Annotated in this window: 19 protein-coding genes and 1 pseudogene; 11 read left to right on the plus strand and 9 right to left on the minus strand. The window is 42.7% G+C overall.

Annotated elements, in window-relative coordinates; all coding sequences use genetic code 11:
- Positions 1-128: 128 nt before the first annotated feature.
- A pseudogene (locus F6K57_RS16720) lies at positions 129-440 on the plus strand (transposase); the annotation flags it as partial.
- Between the two features lie 386 nt (positions 441-826).
- On the opposite strand, the gene F6K57_RS16725 reads toward F6K57_RS16720, so the two are convergent.
- The 3 genes from F6K57_RS16725 to F6K57_RS16735 all read right to left on the minus strand — a co-directional run bounded on the left by F6K57_RS16725 (position 827) and on the right by F6K57_RS16735 (position 2742).
- Positions 827-1207: a DUF760 domain-containing protein gene (locus F6K57_RS16725; protein WP_293028451.1), complete on the minus strand. Its 381-nt coding sequence runs from the start codon at positions 1205-1207 to the stop codon at positions 827-829.
- 170 nt (positions 1208-1377) lie between these two features.
- Positions 1378-1851, minus strand: a complete 474-nt coding sequence (gene scpB / locus F6K57_RS16730) for an SMC-Scp complex subunit ScpB (RefSeq protein WP_071104321.1) — start codon at positions 1849-1851, stop codon at positions 1378-1380.
- A gap of 15 nt (positions 1852-1866) precedes the next feature.
- Positions 1867-2742: an ABC transporter ATP-binding protein gene (locus F6K57_RS16735; RefSeq protein ID WP_293043746.1), complete on the minus strand. Its 876-nt coding sequence runs from the start codon at positions 2740-2742 to the stop codon at positions 1867-1869.
- Positions 2743-3112: 370 nt separating this feature from the next.
- On the opposite strand from F6K57_RS16735, the gene F6K57_RS16740 reads away from it, so the two are divergent.
- The 5 genes from F6K57_RS16740 (at position 3113) to F6K57_RS16760 (ending at position 7845) form a co-directional block, all read left to right on the plus strand.
- A complete protein-coding gene (locus F6K57_RS16740) occupies positions 3113-4621 on the plus strand; it encodes a peptidoglycan-binding protein (RefSeq protein WP_293069359.1) in 1509 nt (502 codons plus the stop codon).
- Between the two features lie 344 nt (positions 4622-4965).
- Complete coding sequence (locus tag F6K57_RS16745; protein ID WP_293069361.1) at positions 4966-5499, plus strand: hypothetical protein; 534 nt, start codon at positions 4966-4968, stop codon at positions 5497-5499.
- Between the two features lie 9 nt (positions 5500-5508).
- Complete coding sequence (locus tag F6K57_RS16750) at positions 5509-5700, plus strand: hypothetical protein (protein ID WP_293055933.1); 192 nt, start codon at positions 5509-5511, stop codon at positions 5698-5700.
- 378 nt (positions 5701-6078) lie between these two features.
- Entirely contained in the window at positions 6079-6216 is a 138-nt protein-coding gene (locus F6K57_RS16755; protein ID WP_293069363.1) for a hypothetical protein, read from the plus strand.
- Positions 6217-6495: 279 nt separating this feature from the next.
- Positions 6496-7845 (plus strand): serine/threonine-protein kinase, encoded by a 1350-nt coding sequence (locus tag F6K57_RS16760; RefSeq protein WP_293069365.1) that lies wholly within the window; start codon positions 6496-6498, stop codon positions 7843-7845.
- Positions 7846-8038: 193 nt separating this feature from the next.
- On the opposite strand, the gene F6K57_RS16765 is transcribed toward F6K57_RS16760, so the two are convergent.
- Both F6K57_RS16765 and F6K57_RS16770 read right to left on the minus strand, forming a co-directional pair.
- Entirely contained in the window at positions 8039-8905 is an 867-nt protein-coding gene (locus F6K57_RS16765; RefSeq protein ID WP_293028468.1) for a DUF928 domain-containing protein, read from the minus strand.
- Between the two features lie 319 nt (positions 8906-9224).
- Positions 9225-11477: an adenylate/guanylate cyclase domain-containing protein gene (locus F6K57_RS16770; RefSeq protein ID WP_293069367.1), complete on the minus strand. Its 2253-nt coding sequence runs from the start codon at positions 11475-11477 to the stop codon at positions 9225-9227.
- Positions 11478-11908: 431 nt separating this feature from the next.
- Here F6K57_RS16770 and F6K57_RS16775 point away from each other — a divergent pair, with 431 nt between their 5' ends.
- The 4 genes from F6K57_RS16775 (at position 11909) to F6K57_RS16790 (ending at position 14939) form a co-directional block, all read left to right on the plus strand.
- Complete coding sequence (locus F6K57_RS16775; protein WP_293040768.1) at positions 11909-12229, plus strand: DUF2282 domain-containing protein; 321 nt, start codon at positions 11909-11911, stop codon at positions 12227-12229.
- A gap of 706 nt (positions 12230-12935) precedes the next feature.
- On the plus strand, positions 12936-13796 hold the full coding sequence (locus F6K57_RS16780) for a DUF692 domain-containing protein (RefSeq protein WP_293069370.1): 861 nt from the start codon (positions 12936-12938) through the stop codon (positions 13794-13796).
- A 182-nt stretch (positions 13797-13978) separates the two neighbouring features.
- The gene (locus F6K57_RS16785; protein WP_293026384.1) at positions 13979-14206 is read left to right on the plus strand and encodes a hypothetical protein; all 228 of its coding nucleotides are present in this window, start codon (positions 13979-13981) and stop codon (positions 14204-14206) included.
- Positions 14160-14939, plus strand: a complete 780-nt coding sequence (locus tag F6K57_RS16790; RefSeq protein ID WP_293069372.1) for a DNA-binding domain-containing protein — start codon at positions 14160-14162, stop codon at positions 14937-14939. The genes F6K57_RS16785 and F6K57_RS16790 overlap by 47 nt, the downstream gene beginning before the upstream one ends.
- A 447-nt stretch (positions 14940-15386) precedes the next feature.
- Here F6K57_RS16790 and F6K57_RS16795 read toward each other — a convergent pair whose 3' ends face one another.
- Positions 15387-16235 (minus strand): hypothetical protein, encoded by an 849-nt coding sequence (locus F6K57_RS16795; protein WP_293069374.1) that lies wholly within the window; start codon positions 16233-16235, stop codon positions 15387-15389.
- Between the two features lie 425 nt (positions 16236-16660).
- A complete protein-coding gene (locus tag F6K57_RS16800; RefSeq protein ID WP_293069376.1) occupies positions 16661-18634 on the minus strand; it encodes a hypothetical protein in 1974 nt (657 codons plus the stop codon).
- A 251-nt stretch (positions 18635-18885) separates the two neighbouring features.
- Between F6K57_RS16800 and F6K57_RS16805 the strand changes: the two genes are divergently transcribed.
- Positions 18886-19101 (plus strand): hypothetical protein, encoded by a 216-nt coding sequence (locus tag F6K57_RS16805; protein ID WP_293069378.1) that lies wholly within the window; start codon positions 18886-18888, stop codon positions 19099-19101.
- A gap of 13 nt (positions 19102-19114) precedes the next feature.
- Here F6K57_RS16805 and F6K57_RS16810 read toward each other — a convergent pair whose 3' ends face one another.
- Both F6K57_RS16810 and F6K57_RS16815 read right to left on the minus strand, forming a co-directional pair.
- Positions 19115-21106, minus strand: coding sequence for a tail fiber protein (locus tag F6K57_RS16810; protein WP_293069380.1), 1992 nt, complete (start codon positions 21104-21106; stop codon positions 19115-19117).
- Between the two features lie 389 nt (positions 21107-21495).
- Entirely contained in the window at positions 21496-24756 is a 3261-nt protein-coding gene (locus F6K57_RS16815) for a DUF6603 domain-containing protein (RefSeq protein ID WP_293069382.1), read from the minus strand.
- Between the last annotated feature and the right edge of the window lie 64 nt (positions 24757-24820).

Below are 24820 nucleotides of genomic sequence, written 5' to 3' on the forward strand. Positions count from 1 at the left end.
AGATGAAAATCCGTTCTAGAGGTACCAATGTCAGTGGTTCCGTTTGATGAGGAGCCGGATGATGTGAAAATGTCACGTCCGGTTCTGAAGACGAGTCGGTGAGGCGACTCACCGGCTTAGTTTAATAGTGGCTGGAATATTTTGGTCAAAAGTTTGGTCGGGTAACTGTTGCAGTCAACCCTGCTTATACCAGCCAGAATTGCTCTAATTGTGGCGAAGTAGTCAAGAAGTCTTTATCGACTAGAACTCATGTCTGCAAGTGTGGGTGTCGGCTAGATCGCGATCACAACGCCGCAAAAAATATACTAACTAGAGCCTTAAGTACCTTGGGGCACACGGGAACTCTACTCAACGCTCGGGGAGATTTGTCCTCTACTCTTTTTGGTTCCGGCCTGGAAGGGCAAGACGAGTCGCTGAACCGAGAATCCCCTAGCTTCTAGCTATGGGGAGTGTCAACAGATTAAGATTTGGCTGGGTCGTTGACCTTCTGTGCATCCAGTCCGCGTCGAAGATTTTGTTTGGGTTACGATAATGGGTAATCGGTAACAAACTTCGCTGCAGTTGTCGGTAATTTAGGACAAGAGAACTTCGGATCAGGGCAGAATAATGGATGCACGAGTATCCCCCTTTATCCGCCCATCCTCCCATCCGATCCATCTCGACCTGCGCCTAAAAAGGAAAAAGGGACAATAGATTGTTATAGTATCATCCCTTTAACCTATTCCATTTACTCTTTTTCCCAAGTTAATCATTCTGAACATAGTGGAATTCACTGGTGTCTACCTAACTTAGTAGGTATCAAAGTAGGTATTAAACCAGAGGACATCTATGACTCAGTTGGGTTTGGGGAGTCGCTACGCTTTTCACTTGGCCGCTTGTGAGTAGGTAAGGGAGTGGAGTTGCTTAAGTTGTCCTCAAGAACCATACGCTGTTCCATCTGACGGAGAAAATAACCAGTCATCATGGCTGAAGCCAACAATCCAGCTAAATTTTCCCGATCAGTGGTGATTTGAACATTAAAGTTTTCTGATGGCAGCATCCCTACTAGCCCCTGAACGTTCTGAGAGATGATTTGTTGGATTTCAGGGCTAGCAGACTTAGCAATCCTTGCTAAAACATCAGAAGGTTGATTCTGGAGGTATTGCAGCAGTTGGTTCGCTTGAGGCTCTGCTCCTGGGGAACTTAGAAAATCGGGGTTGAATACCATTAGAAATTTTAGGTTTGACCTGCTTCATCTCGACTTTTCTATACTCTAAACGATTGTGAGATAAGCTGAATCCGCTTTCGGGGATAAATCTAAGTTTTTTCGGTAGAAATTCTGAGAAAAAAAGCTTACTTAAAGAAATCTTGAAGTTTCTGTAACCCTTGGCATAGCTTCTATTGGGGTGGCAGTAGCTGCTCAACTTCAAAGTGTTGATGAAATTTTTCAGTAACTTGTAACCAGTACGAGCGCCCCTCAGTTTGTCTACGTTTCTGGACAAAATCGAGCTCGACCAGTTCCTGGATATGTTGATACGCTCCACTCCCACGAAGGTTGACTAGGTCAGCTTGAGTAATCGGACCTTTAAGAGCGATCGCAGCTAAAGTCCTCAAAGCACCTGTGCCCAATTCAGCGGGAATTAAGTTTTGCAGTAATTCACTAAAAGTGGCTCGTAACTGTAAGCTATACCCAGCAGGAGTTTCCACAACTTCTAAAGCACTGTCCCGGTGGGCATAGTCTGCCATCAGTTCAATCAGGCCATCCGCAACTTTTTCGCGATCGCATTGGGCATACTCTGAGATTTCCTCTATGGAGACGGGCTGTCCCTTCAAGTATAGAATCGCTTCAATTTGGGTAGCTAGACGAGGCATTGTTTTAATTCGCTTCTAATCCAATTGACGTCCTGTCAATTCAACAAAAATATCTTCCAGGTTGGAGGGACGAACCATCACACCAGTTTTATCCGGTAAACTTTCGAGATAGCCACTCGCTTGTTCCAGAGTCGGGAAAAATTTGTACTCAAAGCGTTCTGAGAGTTGTTTGATCAGCAATCCTTCCCCATGTTGGTGGCGCAACTGTTCAAGTGTACCTAATTCGATTAGTCTACCAGAATCCATGATCCCGATCCGTCCTGGCTTGCCAGCGCCATAGCCATCGCACAAAAACTCCACTTCTTCCATATAGTGGGTAGTTAGCAATATGGTCATACCTTGGCGATTCAAATCCCGAATAATTTCCCACAGGCGACGGCGGGTTTGGGGGTCTAATCCCACTGTAGGCTCATCCAAAAATAGAATCTTCGGTTGATGTAACAGCGCTCTAGCAATTTGCAACCGACGCTTCATTCCCCCAGACAGAGTTTTCACTAAACTATCCCGTCGGTCTATTAGCTCTACATACTCTAACCACTGATTAATCAGCCGCTGACGCCCAGGATTGGCAATGTGATGCAGCCGTCCGTGGAGTTCCATGTTTTCCCAGACAGTCAGGTCAATATCCACGCTAGTTTGCTGCAAGACCACACCAATATTTTCCTTGACCTGATCTTTTTCTTGTACAACGTCGTAACCCGCTACCTTAATTTGCCCCTTGGTCGGTTCAGTTAACGTAGTTACCATCCGAATTGTAGTGGATTTACCAGCACCATTCGGACCAAGCAAACCAAATATCTCTCCTGATTCAATCGTAAAGGAGAGGTCATTGACTACAGGGACCTTATCGTAGATTTTGTAGATGTTCTGGAGGGAAACAGCTGGGGGCATAGATTCCTTGTATGTATGATATTGAGTCAACAGACTTAAGCTAACCCGCTTCCACACCACAGGTTAGAAGCAAATTATATCATGTTGATCTAATTCCGTTAATAAAAAGAGCAGTAATCGCAAATTTAGGGGCAAATACAACTGCTACAGTTGTATTCATCAATATTAACGGTTATTTAATTAACATAGTATTACTTTGAATTTTAAATTTCCAATACTTAAAATCAAGTATTGGAAATTTAAAGTAAACTTAAGTATTATTATATCTAGACAAAGCATCAATCCGTAGGTTAAAACAAATAGGGGCTGTTCCTTTGGTTACTCCATTAGTTATCAGCTACAGTTATTGACTTTTATCGTAGAATTTAGTATGGCAATATTTCGGATATTAGGTCGGGTAATCGATCCAAAAACCAGTGGCGTCGTTTCAGGACTAAGGGTTGAAGCATGGGATAAAGACCTTATTTTCAACAACTTGGTGGGTAGGGCCATCACTGATGACCATGGCAGCTTTGGTATGGAATTCGATGAATCCTATTTTCAAGAACTGTTTACTGACCAACGACCAGACATTTTTTTCAAAGTATTTTGTGATCAGCAACTGATAAAAAGCACTGAGGATTCAGTGCTGTGGAATTTGGACATTGGCGAGACTGAAGTCTTGATAACTGTAGATAACTATAGCAAAAATAACGTTTACGAAAAATACCTACAAGCTGCTGTTCAAGGTTCTAAAGATAATCCCAAACTATTATATCTCGGTATTAATACTTCACCATACAAACAGCAAATTAAAGATTATCCCTCCCGCCTGAACCAGAAACCGGATGGTAAACATCTAGTGTCTGTAATTAAAGCGGATAAGACTTTCAGTCCTTATCCAATCCTGGGGCAACTTCCAGATATTGATCAGCAAGGTTTGGAGTTTCTCCATCAAGACATCAAAGAAGCTTGTGTCTGTGTTGGTAGTTTTGTAGACCAAGAGTTCAAGGTAAAATGGTTGGGACGAAATGCCCTAAGTAATGACGAATTATGGAGTGGTAGTAAGATTATCCCCATTATTAATCTAGTATCTCGCCTTAATAGCAAATCTCCTAATGACGACCTCGATAAGTGTACAATTCGAGGCACAGACCAAGCTGGAAATCAAAGGGATATTCCTGTCTGTGATTTAATCACAGATGTGATCAGTTATGACTACAATACAGCAAGTTCTAATTGCTTAGGAGCAATGTTAAAGCGCTTTGCTCCCCAAATGGACTTAGAAAATTGGCTGAAACAGATTACAGGTAATGATAGCCTGATTTTCCGTGGCCGATATGGGGAAAAACCCTTTATCGAGTACCCCCAGTTGTTTGGTAGCACAACCAAAAGGATAATTCTAACTGCTGACCCTGAACCCCCTCAATGGGAAAGTAATACTATATCCGCTTATGATTTAAATCGGATGATCTCAATGGTGGGTTGGCATAATTACATACCGGAAGCATGCCAGCTACCAGGAGTTAAGTGGGATAGTCTCGAAAGTATCATCAGAGCAATGGCGAACGATCCAGCTCGGTTAGTTGATTTAGCTATTAAAGAGTTGGGTTTGTTGAATGTGATTGACTCAACAGTGATTATCTCAAAACTCGGCAACGGAGTTACCAGTATTAGGAACAGAACCGAAGCGGTTTATGTCGCCCTAGTTAAATTAGTTAAGCCTAGTCTTGACGATGCCCTCAAGCCAGCTAAATTGATTACCTTCAGTATGGCGCTACGGGGAGCAAAAGTGCTTGAGCCAAGAGATTTCAATCGTGAAGCGGTGGAACTTGATGCCAGAATAGCAACAGAAGTGACAGAGATTTTGCGCAGAGCGGTGATGGGGGAATTGGTTTGAATCTAGTGTCAATTGGGTGAAGTACATAATTTTGGGATTTTAGGGAACAGGGAACAGGGAGCAGGGAGCAGGAAAAAATCCTGTGTACCTCATAAGTATGCAAAAGGTTATATCCCTCTTGTGTCACTTTGATCAATTTTCACGGTAAGTGTCCGGTTACTGTCTAAACTCCAAGTAAATGTAAGTAGTTATATCAAGTCCGGTTAATCACCTCCCAAGTAGTCTCTGGATTGTAGGCCAGAAGGGATATCATGATTAGTCAACCGGACTTGATATTATATCATGGCCAGAAACGTTTTATGCTTGGGTTTTTTAGGGTCAGGTTTAGACAAAAATTTAAAACCGTGTGGGGACAAAAACCTAAAGAAAAAAAGTATAGCTTCTCGTCTAACTACTACAAGATTTTCTTGGATATCCAAAGACGATGTGACTTTCAAATTTCTTTTTCAAACTTTCTTTTGTACGTTTTCTTTGTTCTGCAATATACTATCCCTATTTTTTTAGCGACTATCGCAGGTATTACGGCAGGTAATGAGTTATTGGTCACGTTTATTCAAGAATTTGTTTCTGATGACCAAGCTGAAAATATCGTCAAGTTTTTTATATTTTTAATTAGTCTATTAGGAACATTATTCGGCACCATAAGTGCGACAACTAACCCTTCGGAAAGCTATGATAATGCAGCAGCGTTTCATAATAAATTTTCTGAGTTTAAGATTAATTTAGCGATAGATATGATAAATCTTGAACTTACTAATGCTATGGAAGAAGATTACCTGCAGCTTCTGAAGCAAAAAAATGCTAATCTTTCGGAATTGATTCAGGAATATAATCAGAAACGGTCGATCGATAAGAATCAAGTAGGGGGAGATAATTAAGAGGGGGGAGTGTGGGAAGTGTGGGAGGTGTGGGGAGATGGGGAGATGGGGAGATGGGGAGATGGGGCTTTCAAGGTGAAGTTTCCAGATCCGCTGTTCCCTGTTCCTTTTGCTATATATAGCGGACGCAAAACAAAAAAACCAACAACATCCCATACTCAGCACGCTAAGCTATATATAGATGAATGGATTTTAAGCTGATATCTGGAATAGTACGGTTGACAAATTAAAAAGCTGTCGCTATAGTAAAACTATTGATATCTCCAAGCTGGGCAGGCTAAGGAAAAACACTTCTATCCACGTAAAGGAGTGTTTTTAGGTTTAGCAAAGGCGCAAAGGTGATTGGTTGGAGTTTTCTGATGCCACTTTTACCTTGGAGCCAAAGTAATGATCCTAAAAATAATAAGTAAATAGGTAAGTAAATAGGTAAGTCCTGATCTGGTCTTAAGCCTTATATTAGCGATTGGCCGTAGGTCACGCTACGCGAACGCTAGTTTTGTCGTAGTAGTAAACAGTCGTTACTTCTAGGGATAAATAGCAATTGCGTCACATCCAAATAATTTGGATAAAGGCGGTGCCATGGCTATGCCAATTGTTAGGAACGATTGCTTAGGCTTAGGAACTTATTCCAATCAGCAACGCCGAAATTATCACTACAGTAATCAGCGATCAATCTATGCGCTAGGCGCACGCTGCGCGAACAGCGATCGCTTTTAGCGGAAGCTTCGCTTCATCGCGTAGCGTGACCTACGGTCAATCAGCTAACACGCTACTTGAAAAGCTGCCCAAACCGCTATTAATAATGAGAGCAACAGAGCTGAGCCAAAATTAGTAAATTGGTATTAATCTCTTTATTTAAGAAGCTGCGAATTTATAGCGTTTATAGCATTTATGAGGTACGCTTTTCAACCTCAAAGTCCCCCTTAATAAGGGGGATTTAGGGGGATCACTTGATAGCTGAATCCTGACAGAAATCAAGTTTTTAGGAGACAGCCAATGATATTACTACATCAGCCAAGCACAATTATTGGTGACCGCTATCGCATTGTTGCACCCTTAGGTCAGGGTGGCTTTGGAACAACCTACGAAGCTGAAGATTTAACTAACTACAAGCGAGTAGCCCTTAAAGCCATCTCCCTGCGCGGACTAGAAAACTGGAAAGGGTTAGAACTTTTTGAAAGAGAAGCTAAAATCCTTGCCAAGCTCAACCATCATGCTATCCCCAAATACTTAGACTACTTTTACATCGACACTGCTGATGACCGCCGTTTTTACTTAATTCAAGAATTGGTTGGGGGTCAGTCGTTCAGTGAGTTAGTCAAAAAGGGTTGGTACCCTAGTCAGGGGGAAATCAAGGAAATTGCTTTCCAGATTTTGGACATTCTTGAGTACCTCCATCAACTGAATCCAGCTGTGATTCACCGAGATATTAAACCACAAAACCTGATTATAAATTCCAAAGGTATAGTATTTTTGGTGGATTTCGGTGCTGTCAAAGATGTCTATCGTAATACGTTAAGCTACGGGGAAACATTTGTTGGCACTTTTGGCTATATGCCACCAGAACAGTTTCAAGGACAAGCATTTTGTGCTTCTGATTTATATAGTCTAGGGGCAACACTATTGTTTTTGTTAACCCATCGCTCTCCTGCCGATCTACCTCAGCAGCGACTAAAGATTGATTTTCGTGGTTCAGTGCAGATATCACAGCATTTTGCTGACTGGTTAGAGAAGATGCTAGAACCAGCTGTAGAAGATCGATTCCAGTCTGTGGAGGAAGCGATAGATGCCTTACGGCAAAAAAAGTCAATTTCCAGTTCTTTGTCTGGTTCTATAATACCACAGCGGCAACAACCTGCTGGTAGTCGCATCATTTTTACAAAAAATTACCAGCGTTTGGTAGCAGAAATTCCGCCCTGTGGATTAAACGGTAATAACTTGCTTTTGGCTATCTTGATCTTATCTGTACTTAAATTTATTCTTGTCTGGAAAATGGTGACAATAGTAACTTTTTTTTCGACTGTATTTTTCCTGGAATTCTGGATTATTGTGCTAGTTTTATTGGGACTATTATTTGATATTGCTGGTGAGATATATTTGGAAATTAACCGATATACCTTCAAGATAGAATGGCAGTTATTTGGTTTAAGCTTGGGACAGATTACAGGACGTACAGTAGATCTTAAATTTGTTGAAGTGGATAGTAGTGTTAATTTCCTAGGTCAAAAAACTATTACCTGTGCTATTGGGGAAGGAGCCCAACAACACAAATTTGGTTCCAAACTTACCAAAGTTGAGAAAAGATGGTTGGTTGAGGAATTGCGCGACTTTCTTGGAGTGATATAGCGCTACCCTTAGCGTCAGAAGTCAGAAGTCAGAAGTCAGAAGTCAGCAGTGATCCACTGATACCAAGTTGCGGTCAAACATACAACTTTCCCCATCTCCCTATCTCCCCATCTCCCTATCTCCCCATCTCCCTATCTCCCCATCTCCCTATCCAACCAATCTACTATCTTTGAATACAACTCGGTATGACCCACTACTGTGCCACACTACCCAATCCCACTTGTTCCAGCAAAGCGATAAAATCTGCTCGAATCGAGGAGTCATTGGGATTAGCAGCTTGAGCCTGGTAAAGGGCATCAAGGGCATCAAACCAAGCCCCTGCTTCGGCATAGATGATTGCTTGTTGATGCAGTAACTCAGAGGTGGAGCTGTTGGTATTTGCACCAACTGCTGCTAGCTTTTGCTCTAATTCTGGGGATTGTGATACCCGCTCAATCCAGCTCCTATAATAGGAAGTCTTAGGCGGGTTTTCGCGATCGCATTCTAGGGTAACAGACCACATATATATCTTCCTGTCTTCTTCCTCCAGTCCTGGTGGGTTTGCCATCAGTTCTGGACTGTTTTCCGGAAGTTCTACGGAGATAATCCCTACCTGACCTGAGTCAATCCTTTTCTCAAATATTGTCTGGTGTCCTACTGTGTCCACCAACGTAAATACTAGTGGTACGTCTACAGGCTCGGACAAATACCAGAAAAATCTAGGATGAGCAGATATAGTCTGTGCAGCTACTTCCCTTGAGGGAATTAACAGCGTCACCAATTCACGTGGTAACTCCTCATACGGGCTTCGTGAACCAGACCCATTACTCTTGCGAGGAGCGCTATCGGTTGGTGGCATAAATCGTAAGCGTGAGCCTTTGGCTGAACTATTTTGGGAACTATTTTGGGTTTCCGATGAGTTATGATTAGAATCTACAACCTGACCGTTGACAGATTGCAACCTTTGAGAATAGCTAGCTTGAGGGGTGAGTGTGCAAAACAGCAGTACAATCAGTAGTGAGGTTGTACGTGCCCATGTTGTACGTCCCAATAAATTAATAATGTTAGCGGTAGTTTTCATAAGTTTATTGAATTATTAAACTAGAATAGACAATTACAAGAATTAGCATTAATCCTTAGTAAAGCCTGAGTTTAAGCTTAATTGTTTCAGAGATATAATTTTTTGGTGCCATGGATTTCTAATCTCAAATCCCGCTGACTAGTTTTCCTGTGGCAGGGAAACGATCAAAAGATTATCCCGCAACCAACACAGGGTTTTTCTAGCAGCGATTAACTAGACTTGAAATTAGACCAAATTGCCTGGAACCAGGTAACTTTTTATACCCGAAACCCTTGACCCAACTCAACGGTGACTAAATTAGACTTCACAGAACTTAGAATCAATTCCTGATTACTGACTGGTATAGAGATTCTAGTTTTGCTGATATCTCCGGAGGGACAGCAGTTAACCGGATGTAAAAACTTCCCGGTTCTGCTGTTTTTTCTAAAACCTTGGCGTAGATGTCCTCACTGGGTTGGTTCACATTATCTGGATCGAGTAAGTTGAGCTTAAGATTACTCAGTGGCTCAGGGATAGCAGAGATTTCGCTGCTGTTAGCACGAAGCTTAGCTCCCTTACTTGAAATCTCGACTAAACGCCCAGTGTAGACCGACTTGCTGATATGCTTTCCATCTATAAAAGCATAATTAAATTGTAGCTTGGTTTTTTGGTTAACTTCGAAAAACGTTTCTTGCTGTTTGGGTAAAAATAGGTTATAATGATGCCCAATTCCACCCACTTCATAGATAGTAATTGGCTGTTTAATTCCCTTGGGTTTTACCTGTATTTGACCGTCAATTCTTAAGAATTCGCCAGTTTCTTCCAAAGTGGAAGAAGAAATCATAACTTGACCACCAGTTGTATAAGATTCGATTCGGTAAGCCAGGTTAACGGCGCTGCCAATCACACTATATTTGGTGCGTTTTTCGGAACCAATATTCCCAAGCACAACCACACCAGTATTGATACCGATGCCCATTTCCAGTTTTGGATAGCCCAACTGCTCGATTTCTTCATTGACACTAGTCATGGCTAATTGCATCGCTAGGGCACAAGCCACTGCTCTGTGGGCATCATCCTCTTGGAGGGTGAGAGCACCAAAAAGCACTAAAATCCCATCCCCGATGAACTCGTCGATAGTTCCTTGATAAGCAGTAATCACATCCGCCATGTGACCCAAATAGATGTTGAGGATTTTGACTACCTCTTGGGGATGTAACCGTTCTGAGATCCCAGTGAAGCCTCTTAAATCAGAGGTCAAGATGGTGATTTTCCGGTTTTCACCCCCGAGTTTTTGTTTGTCTGGGTTCTCCAGCAAATCCTCCACCACTTGGTCAGTTAGGTAACGTCCAAAAGTGTGACGAATCTCTTTAGCAGTGCTAGCAACGTAAGCTGTGATGGCAATTGCAGACCCACTTAAGGCTAACAATGGCGGTATCACCGGGAGCCACCAACCCCCCAAAAACGCTCCATAGGTACTTCCAAATAATGCCCCTGTGGCCACCACGGTAATCGCAGTTCTCCTCAAGGACAGCCCTCCGAGACCGCCAAGATAGCGCCATTTCCAAGTTAGAGTCGCACCAACGAAAGACCAGACTACAATCCACAGGATTTCCACAGGCTCCGACCAGGTTTTGAGCAAGGGACGACCATCTTCCACAGCACTAATAATTTGGCTGACCATGTTAGCTTGGACTTCCACCCCAGCCGTTGACTCCCGGATGGTAGTGTCATTACTGTAGGAGGTGTAGAAAAAGTCATTTAAACTGACCGCAGTTGCACCAATTAAAACGATGGAATCATTGATCAAGTCATCTGGAATGTTATCTTCCAAAACGTCGGTCATGGTTACGGTGCGGAAGGTTCCCGCTGGTCCGCGATAGTTCAAGAAAATCTGGTAACCGCTATGATCGATTCCCACATAACCGCCGTCATTGCTGGCCAAAGGGCGAAACATGGCCTTGCCCCACTGGAAAATTCTGGGATCTTGCTGTAATGGTTCAGGAAAAATGTTTTTTGACTCTAGATAAATCCCCGCTAGGAGCATACTAAAGGAGGGCTTTAAGTGATCATTTACCTTCAAAGTAAGTAAGCTGCGCCGCAGGATACCATCCATATCGTTTACGACATTATTGGCACCTACGAGACCACGTTCACTGAGAATCGGTGGAGGAGGCACCGCATTGTCAGGGTTGTCTTGATCGATGTATTCGATACCAACTAAGTTGGGTGTGGTTTCAAACACCTTGAGTAACTCACCATGACCGGGCTCAACTGGAAAATCCCGATACAGGTCAAGACCAATCGCTGCAGGATTTTGAGCTTTGATTTTGTCTAAAAGTTGGGCAAGCATCCGATCAGTGATTGGCCACCGTTGAGCACGCTTTAAATCTGCCTCAGTCATAGCCACAATCACAATCCGTTCATCCGTAGCTTCCTTCGGACGCCAACAAAAGTATTGGTCGAGAGCCGCTAGTTCGTAAGGCTGTAACCAGCCGAGTAGCCTGAATGCGATCGCAATTCCAGCCACCACCGGTGTAGTAATTAGAACACCGCGCCATTCCCATAGTTGTTGTTTTACTGGTTGCCACATATAGCAGTTTTCAATTGGGTGAGGTACTTTCGTTCTGGATTTTAGGGAACAGGGAACAGCGGATCTGGGAGCAGGGCAGAAACTTCAGATGTACCTCACGCTTACTAGGAAACTATATTACGGTTGAACCCTTACTGGACTAACTACAAAGCTCTGTCTTAGCTTTGGGTCGATTCACCCTCCCCACACTTACGGGAGTGATAGATTTACAACAAAAAGCTGATAGCTGATGGCTGATAGCTGATGTTGACAATGTCCTATCCCATTTTAATAACTTTCTCAGGGTTATCTCATACTTTTCAAAGACTCGGTTAAGATAGGTTAAATACTTTAAATAATAATTACATAGATTGGAATTAAACCAACACTGTTTTAGTTTAATTCTGTCTACGGACTTAGGAGTCAGTTCTGATATTCGGGAGAATTCTGTGATGAAAGATATCAAAAAAACCGTAATGGTAGGCGCTGCCTTGACTAGTGTCTTGGCTCTAGGTTTAGGTGTAGCATCTGAAAACGCCTTGGCCGGTAAGGAAGGAATGGAAAAATGTGCTGGTATCGTTAAGGCGGGTAAGAACGATTGTGCAGCCAACGGCCATAGTTGCGGCGGGATGGCTAAGGTAGATAGCGATCCTAATGAGTGGATCTACGTTCCTGAAGGCACTTGCAACAAGATTGTTGGTGGAACTATTGTACCACCAAAAACCTCCAGTCAGGAAACTGAAAAGCCAACCGAGAGTGCGCAAGCCAATTAAAGGAAGCATTCAGCACGCTTGGCACTCAGCTATCAGCTTTGGAATCATGGCTGAGTAGGGTTATGTACAAAGATCCCCCCTAACCCCCCTTAAGAAAGGGGGGAATTAGATTCAGCTGAGTAGCGTTATGTACACATATCCCCCCTAACCCCCCTTAAGAAAGGGGGGAATTAGATTCAGCTGAGTAGCGTTATGTACACATATCCCCTTAAGAAAGGTAGGGCTGTTTCATTCTCTAGAAAATAGATGGGGAGATGGGGAGATGGGGAGATGGGGAGAAAAGGAGCGCGAATAGTCGGAATTTTGGCCAAATTTATCTAACCCTCCTCGAAGGCCGAATCACGAATTGTTAGTCATTGGAGTTGCTTCCTCCCAACTAATTTGTCAGATTTTAATGACTAAATTGGCGGATTTTTCGGGAAATTTTAGTTTATTTCCCTATCCCCCTATCCCCCTATCCCCCTATCTCCAATAATCGTTAACTTATTAAAGTTTGAAACAGCCCTGCCTTAAGAAAGGGGGGAATTAGATTCAGTTGAGTAGCGTTATGTACACATATCCCCCCTAACCCCCCTTAAGAAAGGGGGGAATTAGATTCAGCTGAGTAGCGTTATGTACACATATCCCCCTTAAGAAAGGGGGGAATTAGAGTCAACTCACCACTACCATGGATAAATCCGAAAAATAATGCCATGACAATAATGCTATGACAACTCAGGTTTCTTCAGCTTCAATTAACGGTGCTGGAATCGGTTTACGCTCCGCCCATTATCAAGATATCCTTACTCATAAACATACTATACCTTGGTTTGAGGTATTATTAGATAATTATTTAACGTCTCAGGGTTTACCACTCCACTATTTAGAAAAAGTTCGCCAAAACTATCCGGTTACGTTGCATGGCGTCGGTATGTCTTTGGGGTCAACGGACCCTTTAGATTTAGAGTATTTGACAAATTTAAAAGAGTTAGCCCAGCAGATTGAACCAGCATACATTTCCGATCACCTATCCTGGATTTCCGTTAATGGTCACTATCTTAACGATTTAATTCCTCTTCCTTATACCGAAGCAGTGATGGAACATGTAGCCCAACGGATTTTGCAAGCTCAGGAATTTCTAGGTTGTCGGATTTTGATAGAAAACCCATCGGCTTACGTGAGCTTCACAGATTCAACCATGCCAGAATGGGTATTTATCCAACAATTGTTAGAAAAAGCAGATTGTTACTTGTTGCTAGATGTCAACAATCTTTATGTCACTGCTACTAATCAGGGATTTGACCCCCTTGATTACCTGAATACAATACCAGCAACCAGGGTCAAACAAATTCACTTAGCAGGGTATGAAGAACGGGAAGAGTATCTATTTGATACCCACGGTTATCCTGTTCATCCTCCAGTGTGGGAATTGTATCAAGCAACATTAGAGCGCTTTGGTCCGGTGCCTACTCTGATTGAATGGGATACTGATATCCCAGCTTTTGAGGTATTAATGACTCAAGCGAGTAAAGCTCAGGAGTATTTAGATCAGGTAAGTATAACAAAGGGAGTAGGGAGTCGGGAGTAGGGAGTCGGGAGTCGGGAGTCGGGAACTTCGGATCAAAAATTATCACAATTTATTTAGGATACCTATATATAGCATTTTTAAATAGGTCATGAACACTCTTGCTGATTTCTCATATAGCACTACGCATTAAGGTTAGGACATTAATACAAGCTGAAAAGCTTTTGTAGTAAACTTTAGCATGCATGCCTCTTGCCTCTTGCGTTGCGCGTAGCGCTATAACATCAAAAACTATTCGGAGCTCTTTACTACTGTTCCCTGTTCCCTATTCCCTATTCCCTACTCCCTACTCCCTACTCCCTACTCCCTGTTCCCTGTTCCCTGTTCCCGATTCCCTTTGCTATAACCTTAAAAACCGATATAATCATGGAATTAAGGACACTACAACAGCTATTTTACGATGCTGTTTTTGAAAATAATCCTGCCAGTACACAAACCATTGCTCAACACATCAAAGCAGCTAAACAATTGACCCCTGCTGAAGGGTTAGCCATTTATCGTGGCAGTGTCTTAGGCAACCTGAGCCAAACCTTAATGTCAATTTATCCAGTCTGCTGTTGTTTGGTGGGAGAGAAATTTTTTGATGCAACAGCAGTAAGATATATCCAACGCTTTCCTTCTCTATCTATGGATTTAGGGGATTATGGCGAGCACTTTGCTGATTTTCTGGCAAATTTTGAGCCAGCCAAACAGTTACCCTATTTACCGGATGTGGCGCGGTTAGAGTGGCACTGGCATCGGGTGTTTAATGGTGAAGAGGCTACCAGGTTAGATGTCCAAGCATTGAGTACAGTTCCCCAAGAAAAATGGGGAGAACTGATTTTCCATTTACCTAAAAATAGTGTTCTGATTGAGTCGGCTTACCCTATCCATCGCATTTGGGAGGTTAATCAGGCTGAATACCAAGGTGATCAGCAAGTGAATTTGGATGAAGGGGGGATACAACTATTCCTCTGGCGCAATGGTTATGATATGCGCATTGAGCTGCCAACAAAAGCAGAATGGCAACTGCTGAAGGCTTTTCAAGGGGAAAATCGATTTGAAGCCATTTGTCAAGACCTGGCTGCTGATGAATTAGCTATTGATGTAGCATCTGAGTTACCGCGATTTGTACAACGTGGATGGATTGCCAGGTTTTCGATGTAGAAGAAATATCAATGTGCGATCGCTACACTATATAAGAATGTAGAATGTAGAATTAAGAATGGAGAATGGAGAATTAAGAATGTAGAATTAAGAATGGAGAATGGAGAATTAAGAATGGAGAATGGAGAATTAAGAATGGAGAATTAAGAATGTAGAATGGAGAATTAAGAATGTAGAATGGAGAATTAAGAATGGAGAATTAAGAATGTAGAATGGAGAATTAAGAATGTAGAATGGTTAAGGCTGAATGGTGAATGGTTAAGACAGAAGCCAGAATGGTGAAGGCAGAAGGCAGAATGGTGAAGGCAGAATTCTTAATTCTTAATTTTTAATTTTTAATTCTTAATTCTTAATTCTTAATTCTCAATTCTTAATTCTCAATTCTCAATTCTTAATTCTCAATTCCCAATTCTTAATTCTTATCTTGATTCAGCAACGCCAAATCACTTAGTAAAGCACTGCACTTGGTCCTTCAGAAATACCAGTCTTGGGGACTTCTTTGTCTCCAACCCATTCAGAACCATTAAATACATTACACCACATCCATCCACTGTCCTCTCGCCCTTGATGTAACAGGTAAATTTCGTCATTATATACGACTGCTGATGGTCCAGCAGTTATCCCAGTGTTATGTATCTTGTGATCTCCAGCCCACTCATTGCCATCGAAGACATTGCACCAGAGCCAACCGTTATCACCTCTGCCCTCGTGAAACACGTATATTTGACCGTTGTAGACTAATGCATCTGGATCATCGGTTAAACCTGTGCCCCGTACCTCTTTATCTCCAGCCCACTCATTGCCATCAAAAACGTTATACCACAGCCAACCACTATCCCCCCGTCCTTGGTGGAACACATAGAGAAGGTCATTGTATACTACTGCTGATGGACTAGAAGTAATTCCGGTCTTAGGAACTTTTTGATCCCCAGCCCACTCATTGCCATCAAAAACGTTATACCAGAGCCAACCACTATCCCCTCGTCCTTGGTGGAACACATAGAGAAGGTCATTGTATACTACTGCTGATGGGCCAGCACTTATACCAGTATTACCAATTTCTTGATCTCCAGCCCACTCATTGCCATCAAAAACGTTATACCAGAGCCAACCACTATCTCCCCGTCCTTGGTGGAATACATATAACAGGTCATTGTATACTACTGCTGATGGATCTCCTGTCATCCCAGTTTTATGAACTTTTTCATCTCCAAGCCACTCATTGCCATCAAAAACGTTATACCAGAGCCAGCCACTATCTCCTCGCCCCTGATGAAATACGTAGATGTTGCTCATTGTTTGTTCCCTAATTTGTCTCTAGTTAATCATACTAGTACCACAATACACCTATTAACATTCTAGAAAGAGCCTAGGGCGTGTTTTCAAAGTTTTCCGCAAGATTTAGATCCCCCCCAGCCCCCCGCGCGGAAGGGGGGAGCCATTCTCAAAGTCCCCCTTTTTTAAGGGGGATAATGGGGGATCTCCGAGGCAATAAAACACGCCCTAGGGGGGCAAAACTCAGTATAAAAAAACTTGGGAGATATCCTCTAACGGGTGCATGTCAATTTTGTTAACCCCTGATTTGGATCCCCCTAAATTAATAAGGGGGACTTTTCAATCTAATTCCCCCCTTTTTTAAGGGGGGTTAGGGGGGATCTATGTACCTAATTACAAAGTTGACATGCTCCCTCCTCTAACTCCTGACTCCTGAATTCTATCTCCTATTCCTCCTTCACAAACCTAACTTTTTGCACCCCTTCCATCATCTGTAAGCCAAATTGAGCCGAGGTAAAGTTATCTAAAGATCCCCCACCATCGCTGTTGAACCAATTTTTAATATTCTCAGCAAATGTCACTAAGTTGATCACCCTTTTAGCTGAATTATTCCAGGGTACAGGTATTTTTGAATCAACAATCAGCTCACCATTGGCATTTCTTAAATCTTTGGTAACCTCTGTGTCATCTACGTCAAAAGGATCTACTCCAAAGTGCATAGCTTCTGGTTTTTGGTGAATATCGACGGTTTTCACTTCCCCTTGGAATATACAAATTAAGACATCCTTGGCTAATTTCTCCATCCGTAATAGGGGTAAAAGATTGCCTTCCGTCTCGTCAATGGAATCCCCATCCGCCACAGCCGTATCATAACCATCCACCAGTAATCCAGGCCATCCAGCCACCACTTGCGATCGCATAATAATTCCGGTAAGCTTTTGATCATCACTGCGGGTTAAACCACTGTTGCTAGAACGGATTACAGTATCTTCGGTGACATCTGCCCCTGTTACCCGACCAATACTAAAGGCACCATCCTGTAAACAGTCTACCCATAAAGAATCTACACAGAAGAACCGGATTGATTCTGAGGGGAGTAGCTTTTCATCAGGAACTAAATAGTTAAAAGGTATACCTTTCAACAATTCCAAATCTCTGAACCACTTGAAGACATAGAGGGGAAGGTCTATCGGTGCTGCACTCTGCTTGGGAGTTAAGGGCAAGTGAATTAAAATGTTTTCCAGTTGTTTCAGTCTTTGAGCAAATGCTCTTTTCCAGTTATACAAGCTAGTGGCTACTGTGGAATTTTGCAGAGTCAACATCCGTCCTAATTGCCAAGCTGCTGCATAGGAAGTATCAAACAGTCCTAACTCAGGATCATAACGTAATAATTCATCCGCAGCTTTAGCAGGAAATTCATAGGTATCGGAGTGAAAACCCGTTGCTAAAGGACCATGATACCAGGAAACCGTTTGACTTCCTTCCCGGAGGGAATGGGATAAAGGAACATAGCCCATGGCTAAGGATTTTTCCGCAGTGGAATTCTCATTAACCGGGAGTCTGGGAGTGCTGGGGGTACGATTCAGATTCTTGAGTATTTCGGTAAAGGTTTGTTTAGGATCTACACAAGAAAAACTCCAATTTGCTAAACTCACAAAGCGGATCAGGTCTTCATCCCCTGCCCCTTGGAAATCAAAGCCGTCATCGCCATAGCGTCCCTCAACGGAAATTAAATGAACGTAACTTGTGCCATTGGGTTGGGGTAAACGGCTACAGACAACAGTAGCAAATTCCTTGGCTTCTTCTGCTTCTTCCTCGGTGGCGTCTTCAGAAACATCTAAGTCTTCTGCTTTCCGAACATGGGAAACATAAGCAATATCAGCTTTAGTAGGCAAAATATCAGCTACATACTTCTTTTTGATATCGAATACTGTTGTGTTCTCGTCTGCTGTTTGTCCTACGCCATCAAGGGTGTAAGAAGGGAACTTCACCCCAGATTCCCCCGCTACTAATTCTCCCAGGGTAATCGTTTTTAGTTTGGGTTTATCATCGTCATCCTCAAAATCCGAGTCCCAGAATAATAGTAAAACCAGCCAAGTTAAATTTTCATCACTTTGACCAGGATAACGTTCCCAAGGAAGAGTACTCCGGTTAACAGTGATATGGGGTAGTACGTTGGAATGGTCACCTAAGCTTTCTGGTGGGGGAAAAACCGCATAAATGTCTTGAGGTGTCAGGGGTTCAAATCGTTCCCCAATTACAGAAAATATTAATTCCTTCTCATATTTTATACCCTCAGGAATCCTGCCTTTGGTGTCAGAAATAGTTTGCTCCACTTTGATGTGGTATTCCCCACTTTCAAGGGCTGGTTGATGGTACTGAATGAATTTTACTTGTTGTCCTGAGGTGGTTGTAGTCATGATATTTTTCCTGTTGATATTTGTAGTGCTTGGAGGGAGTCAGGAGTTGAGGAGTCAGGAGATAAGGAGATAAGGAGTTAGGAGGTTAGGAGTTGAGGAGTTAGGAGATTAGGAGTTGAGGAGTTAAGAAGATAAGGAGTTGAGGAGTTAGGAGATTAGGAGTTGAGGAGTTAGGAGATTAGGAGTTGAGGAGTTAAGAAGATAAGAAGTTGAGGAGTTAGGAGTTTAGTAGTTATTAGGAAAGAATAAAATTGACTGTTTATTCTGAATTCTCTCTCCTGAATTCTCTCTCCTTACCTCCTTACTCCTTACCTCCTTACTCCTTACCTCCTTACTCCTTACCTCCTAAATTCTGTATTCTCTCTCCTTACCTCCTTACTCCTTACCTCCTTACTCCTTACCTCCTGTCTCCTTACCTCCTGTCTCCTTACCTCCTGTCTCCTTACCTCCTGAATTCTGTCTCCTAACTCCTAATTTCCTCTAAAATTTGATGATGTAGTTAAGGGCGTAATAAGGTGGTAGATTTTCATGAGGCTCCCCACCACCTTGACTGCTGATCTTGGCAGAATACGATAGATTGGGCTCACTCCCGTCTCCGGGGTCTGAATCGTAGTGATTGGAACCTAACATAGTATGTGTTTCATCGAACTTTAAAAGCCGGTCGTAATCACCATTATTATGATTATGACCTGGAATTTGAGCAAGTGTTAAGGTAACTTTCTCTTTTCCTCCTGTTTTATGAAGATTGTAATTAAGCTCAGCATCAGCACCAATGATAAATTTCTTATGAAGATTTGGCAAATTCTCTTTTCCCAGAACCTCATACAATTCTGGATAGTCACTCTTATCAAAATGATTACCATTACATAACAACCATCCGTCTGGGGCTTCTGTTCCAGCATAAGGAACAACTGTGCCCACAGGAATTACATATCCAGTTTGATCTTTGATTCGTCCAGTAAATGTTACATTGCCGTCAGCGCACAAACTCATCACCGTCATATCGGCATCGGTACCATAATGGTTGTGGTCGTCCGGGTGCCCAGAAAGGGCAATATCGAGTTGAGTCCTTCCGCCTTCTTCCGTTTCAAAAGCCCCTACTCTGAAAGCTACTGTGTTAGAGTTCTTAACCCCCGTAACTGCAATTCGCCGCAACTTTAACATTTCTTCAGTTTCAATCTCGGGTGTTGCTGGTAAACCGGCGATTTCTAGTTTAAAGTTACTATCCAAACGCATGTATCTAGAATTATCATCTTGGTTGTAAAACACGACAGGATAATTTTCGCCGGTTTTACCTAGATCAGAACGGAATCTTAGAAGACCTGTATTTTGAATTTCACCGCCATCGAGAGTGATGCCATCTTGAACATTGAGCAAACCGTCTAATTCTTTTCTCGTTCCCATACGCACTTTCGTATCAACAACTAGAGGTGCTTTTTCAATTTGACAGACAAATTGCCCATCCTTATATCCTGGAACATACTGATAACTTAAATAGAGGTTAGCCTCTCCTGTGGGATGGGAGGTAATAATATTATCCAAGTTGATTAACATGGTTTTTCTTGCCGCCAATACCACATCAGCACTTTGGGGAATAAAAGTCCACTGCAAAGCTTGAACAACTCCCTCTACTTCAATGGTTTCGATATCGCCATTTTGTTGCCATTGGTCTCCCGCAATGGAGATGGTAATATTGTTAACTTGGTCTCGTGTTCCTAAGGCCCAGGGTACATCCGCTGCTGTTCCCACTTCTAAAGTTACTACCAACTGAGAGCAAAGATTAATATCTGCATCATAGTGGAAGATAATATCAGGAGCTGCTGAAGTGGGAAGGTTGGTATTAGTCAGGCGCAGTTGTAAACTGCTAGCTTCATCATAGGTATTGAGAACCTTGTTACAATTCACAAAACCAACATAAAGAGGGATGTTTGATTTTCCGCTTGATTGAACCATGGTTAATTCCAGAGTAATGTTTTCATCGTAATCACCGCCTTCAGGGATTTTCGCCGGGCTCATTACCTCAATACCTCCCTGGTCAAATTCCCAACTAATTGTCACATCAGCGGAGGTTATTTTATCAAAAGATTGAGCCGCAACTCCGGTTAAAATAACCTTCATCGTGTCTTGGTCAGACAGCCAAGTTTCTGTCCCTGTCCAGAGTAGGTAAATACTGACTCCATCTGCATTGGAAACAAAGCTAATTGACCAATCTGCGCTCTCCACAGCGATCGCACTAGGATCGGCTAAGATGCCAGGTAAAAAAGCCAACTTAAAATGGTAATTGTCCCCATCGGCTTGACTTACCCCGCCCATAGGACGAATAGCGATAGTTTTGTCTGAGAGGATATTGCTGATCTCGATATCCAGTGGGGGAACATCCTCCGGTTCCCCAATAACTAATACCAGACATTGTTGATCATCATCCTCCGTTTCTTGATAACACCAGGTAAACCCAAAGGGCATTTCGCTCATAATTTTATTTCCTGTTGTGAATGGTTATTTTTAGGAGGTAAGGAGTTAGGAGTTAGGAGGTTAGGAGTTGAGGAGTTAGGAGGTTAGGAGTTAGGAGATTAGGAGTTGGGAGTTAGGAGTTGGGAGGTAGGAGTTAGGAGTTGAGGAGTTTGGAGTTTGGAGATTAGGAGTTGAGGAGTCGGGAGTTTGGAGGTGGGAGTTACCAAAAATTATAGTTCGCCACATGTAGTCAGAAAAGAATTATTTTTATTCTTTATTCTTTCTTCTGTTTTCTATCTCCTGTCTCCTTACCTCCTTACTTCCTTACCTCCTAACTCCTTACCTCCTTACCTCCCTCCTATCTCCTTACCTCCTGTCTCCTAACTCCTTACCTCCTAACTCCTTACCTCCTAACTCACCTGCGGTGCAAAGATAAAACTATCCGAGACACCAGAATGGATACTGACTTTGCTAGTGTCAAAGCCTAATGCTGTTAAAAGGTCATCCCGTTGGGAATTACTTTCCACAGTTGCGTTAATGCGATCGCGTTTGGCTTGTTCGCTTGTTAAGCTGGCATCGGGGATAAATGCTGCGATGGTTTCCCAAATGTAAGAATTATCGATGGGTAAAGTGTCATAGAGTAAATGTTCAACGCCGATTACATCGGTTTCTCCAGGTTTGGGCTGTTCGGCAGGAACAATCTGGAAACTAAAGAACACATCTTCGATAAATGGGTCATCATTAGGTTCCGGGGGAACAATGTGTTCTGAAGAAATAGGATCACCCCAAGCAGCAACGGGTGCATATTTGGTGATGGGTATAAACTTGAATTTCCCTTTAGCACCCTCTTCGTCACCATTCCTGGTAATAGTAACATTGTGGACGGTGGTTAATTCATCTTTCTTAATTCCCATGGAATTAATTCCAAATGCCATCTCTGTACCCACAGATTGGTCAGCACCCCAAGTTTGTACCTGTTTCGCAGGAATAATACTATCGGTGGTCAATTCCAAGTCTTTAGGATTAATCACCCAGATTTCTGCGCCGTCTGTTTCGCGGATAATCTGCTTGCTTAAACCATCAACCACGGCAATGCTGCACACTTCATCATCTGGGGGCAAGAAAGCTCCCCTAAACTCATCCCAGTCAATGGGATTGGGATATTGAGACGTTTGATCCCCAATCTTGATGGTGACGGTAATAATGATAATTCTGATCTTGAATTTACAACCGAAGTCTGGACCCCAAAAACGAACATTGACCCCCAGACCCACGGCAAGGGCACCAATCCCCGCCCGCACAAAGAAGTGCCAGGAAACATCATAATGGTAGGGTTTCCAACTGATTAAGAAATCAATCCCCGCATCAAACTCAGCCCACAGAGCCCCCGCCCTAAAGGCAATGGCAAAAAGTCCACCTACCATTACTCCATAGCCACACAGAGCAAAATAGACCTGGGCGGTGGTAAAGGCATTATCGTCAATCTGCCAACTGTAGCCTAAGCGAGGTACATCAGGATAACGATCCGCAGCATAAAAACGGGGATGGTAGCCCCCTTGGGTAACAACAAAATCCCCTGCCCTTTCTCCAGCAAACCACAGCCCGAAAGCATAACCCCCTGTTAAATGACACTCTCGGCTAAACACATAGGAACTAGGGGTTAGTTGTCCCCGCACCATGAGCACCCCTTCAGCAGGAGCAAACCTTGATTCCATCACCATTTCTGCCACGGCAATTGGTTCAAACGGACCAGTTATGGTGGTAGGCAGCATTAAAGTGACAATGGCAATGAAATCGATCTCAAACCCACTGGAATCCAGGGCAATGTTCAACAGTCCAAAGCCATCCATGATCTTAAAGCAGGTGAATTTAATCCCTGCTGCCCCAAACCAAGCCCCAACTTCCGGAGGCATATAGTTAGACAAAATCAGCAACTCATCAGCCAGAAGCTGGGCACTCTCAGCAGGATCCGGTGCTTTTTGATCATGAACTGCCTCATCCACGAAAGGAAAGGCTACTAGTTCATCCAAGGTGGGAACAATTAGTCGGTAGTTATAACCAAATCCCCCTGATATACCGGTAACGAAGAAGAAAGGTGGTCCTCCCAAGGGATAGTTGAGTGCTAGGTAGAGAAAGAGACCAAAATTGTCGCTGTCAGTAAAGTTAGCAAAAGCCCCAATGGAAGATAGGGAGAGACATTTTTTGCCTCCCTTACCAATTTTCAAGCCAATAACGGCTGTTCCTAAAAATCCATCGTAGCTGCTGCCCTCAACTAGTAGGAAAGTGCCACCTATTTCTAGTCCACTGGTGATCACTTCTAAGCCAAAACCATCCAGGTTAAACGAAGGAGAAAACTCCATTAAAGGAGAACCTATGGACAACCCATTAAGGGTCATTACCATACGGGATACCTCTACAACCAATTGAGGCGTTAGGTTAATTTTTTGATTTTTATAGGTGAGTCCTACTTTCTCGAAATGCAGGGGGCCAAAGGATTTTTGTACTGTTAACCAAACACCATTTTCGGTGATAGTAACGGGAAGTTCTTCGTCATTGGAGCTGACATTGGAACTGGAAGCAGCAAGTACTTGCACATCGCTAGTTGGGACTAAACTACTACTCGGTTTCGCAGGAGGAGGAGGAGTAGTAGTCTTAGGACGGGATAAGGGGGTTAACCAAGCTTTGGCATAGGGACCAATTTCAAAGTGAGCGCCAATAGAAGCACCCCGTTTCAGGACATTTGTGCTGTTGCAGGGGGGTTTGATTCTTAGAGGTACTCCTATTTCTTCGAGGAAATAGTTAACTTGCATTAGCTGTTTGCGAGAGAATTCTTGTAATGCCACTAAAAATTCAAAAGCAAATTCACTATCAGCGATCGAAGGAGTTAATGCTTGGTTAACTAGGGGAATGTCGTTAAACATGATCCGGCCATTGAAACCAATACTAAACAGCATTGATCGTTTCTTGGCAACTACGGTACTGGAATTACCAGTATTATTTGGGTTAGCAGGGCAATCAATCACCATCACGATGCTGCTGTTCACCTTGAAATAACTCAATAACTCCAGGGGAATTAAATCACTGAGTCCGAAGGAAATTGTACTAATTAGGTCTTGGAGGGCAATCTCTAGACTTTTTTCAGCAGCCAGACTTGCCGTAATAATTGATGAGGACTGGGATTGACCTGGAGACTTTTTATTTTGGAAGAATAAGGTAAATCTCAGGACGAGGGTACCATCGTCATATTCTGCGATGTATTCTGTCTCGCCATCTTCAGACTCTGTAGGAGTATAGGTAATTGAATCACCCAGAGGAATATCAATTGTCCCACCATAGAGCCCGTCTTGTTTAGTATTTGGCGCATCCTCAACCTGAATTAGGATATTGGCATTTACTGCATTTACATTTTGGGGTTCTTCTGAGGTATCGGAAACCTCATCATCCGGTGCGACATTAATCGTTGCTGACCAAACAAATTGATGGAAAAAAGTTCCATCTATATCGACATAGTAGTACTCTATTGTACCAAGGTTAAATTCATTGGCAATGGTTGCTAAAACAACATCATTAAGCAGAGTAATAGCTAGTTCATTCCATAAAAAATTCTTTAAATCTTCGACGTTATTGAACCCTGCTATTTGCGCAATCTGATCAGCATTTAATGCGACCATTATTTCGACTCCTTAGAATTTGATGGTTGAAAAATATGATTTGTATCGGGAAACAGAATTTAGG

The organism is Moorena sp. SIO4A5 (assembly GCF_010672005.1).
Taxonomy (GTDB): Bacteria; Cyanobacteriota; Cyanobacteriia; order Cyanobacteriales; family Coleofasciculaceae; genus Moorena.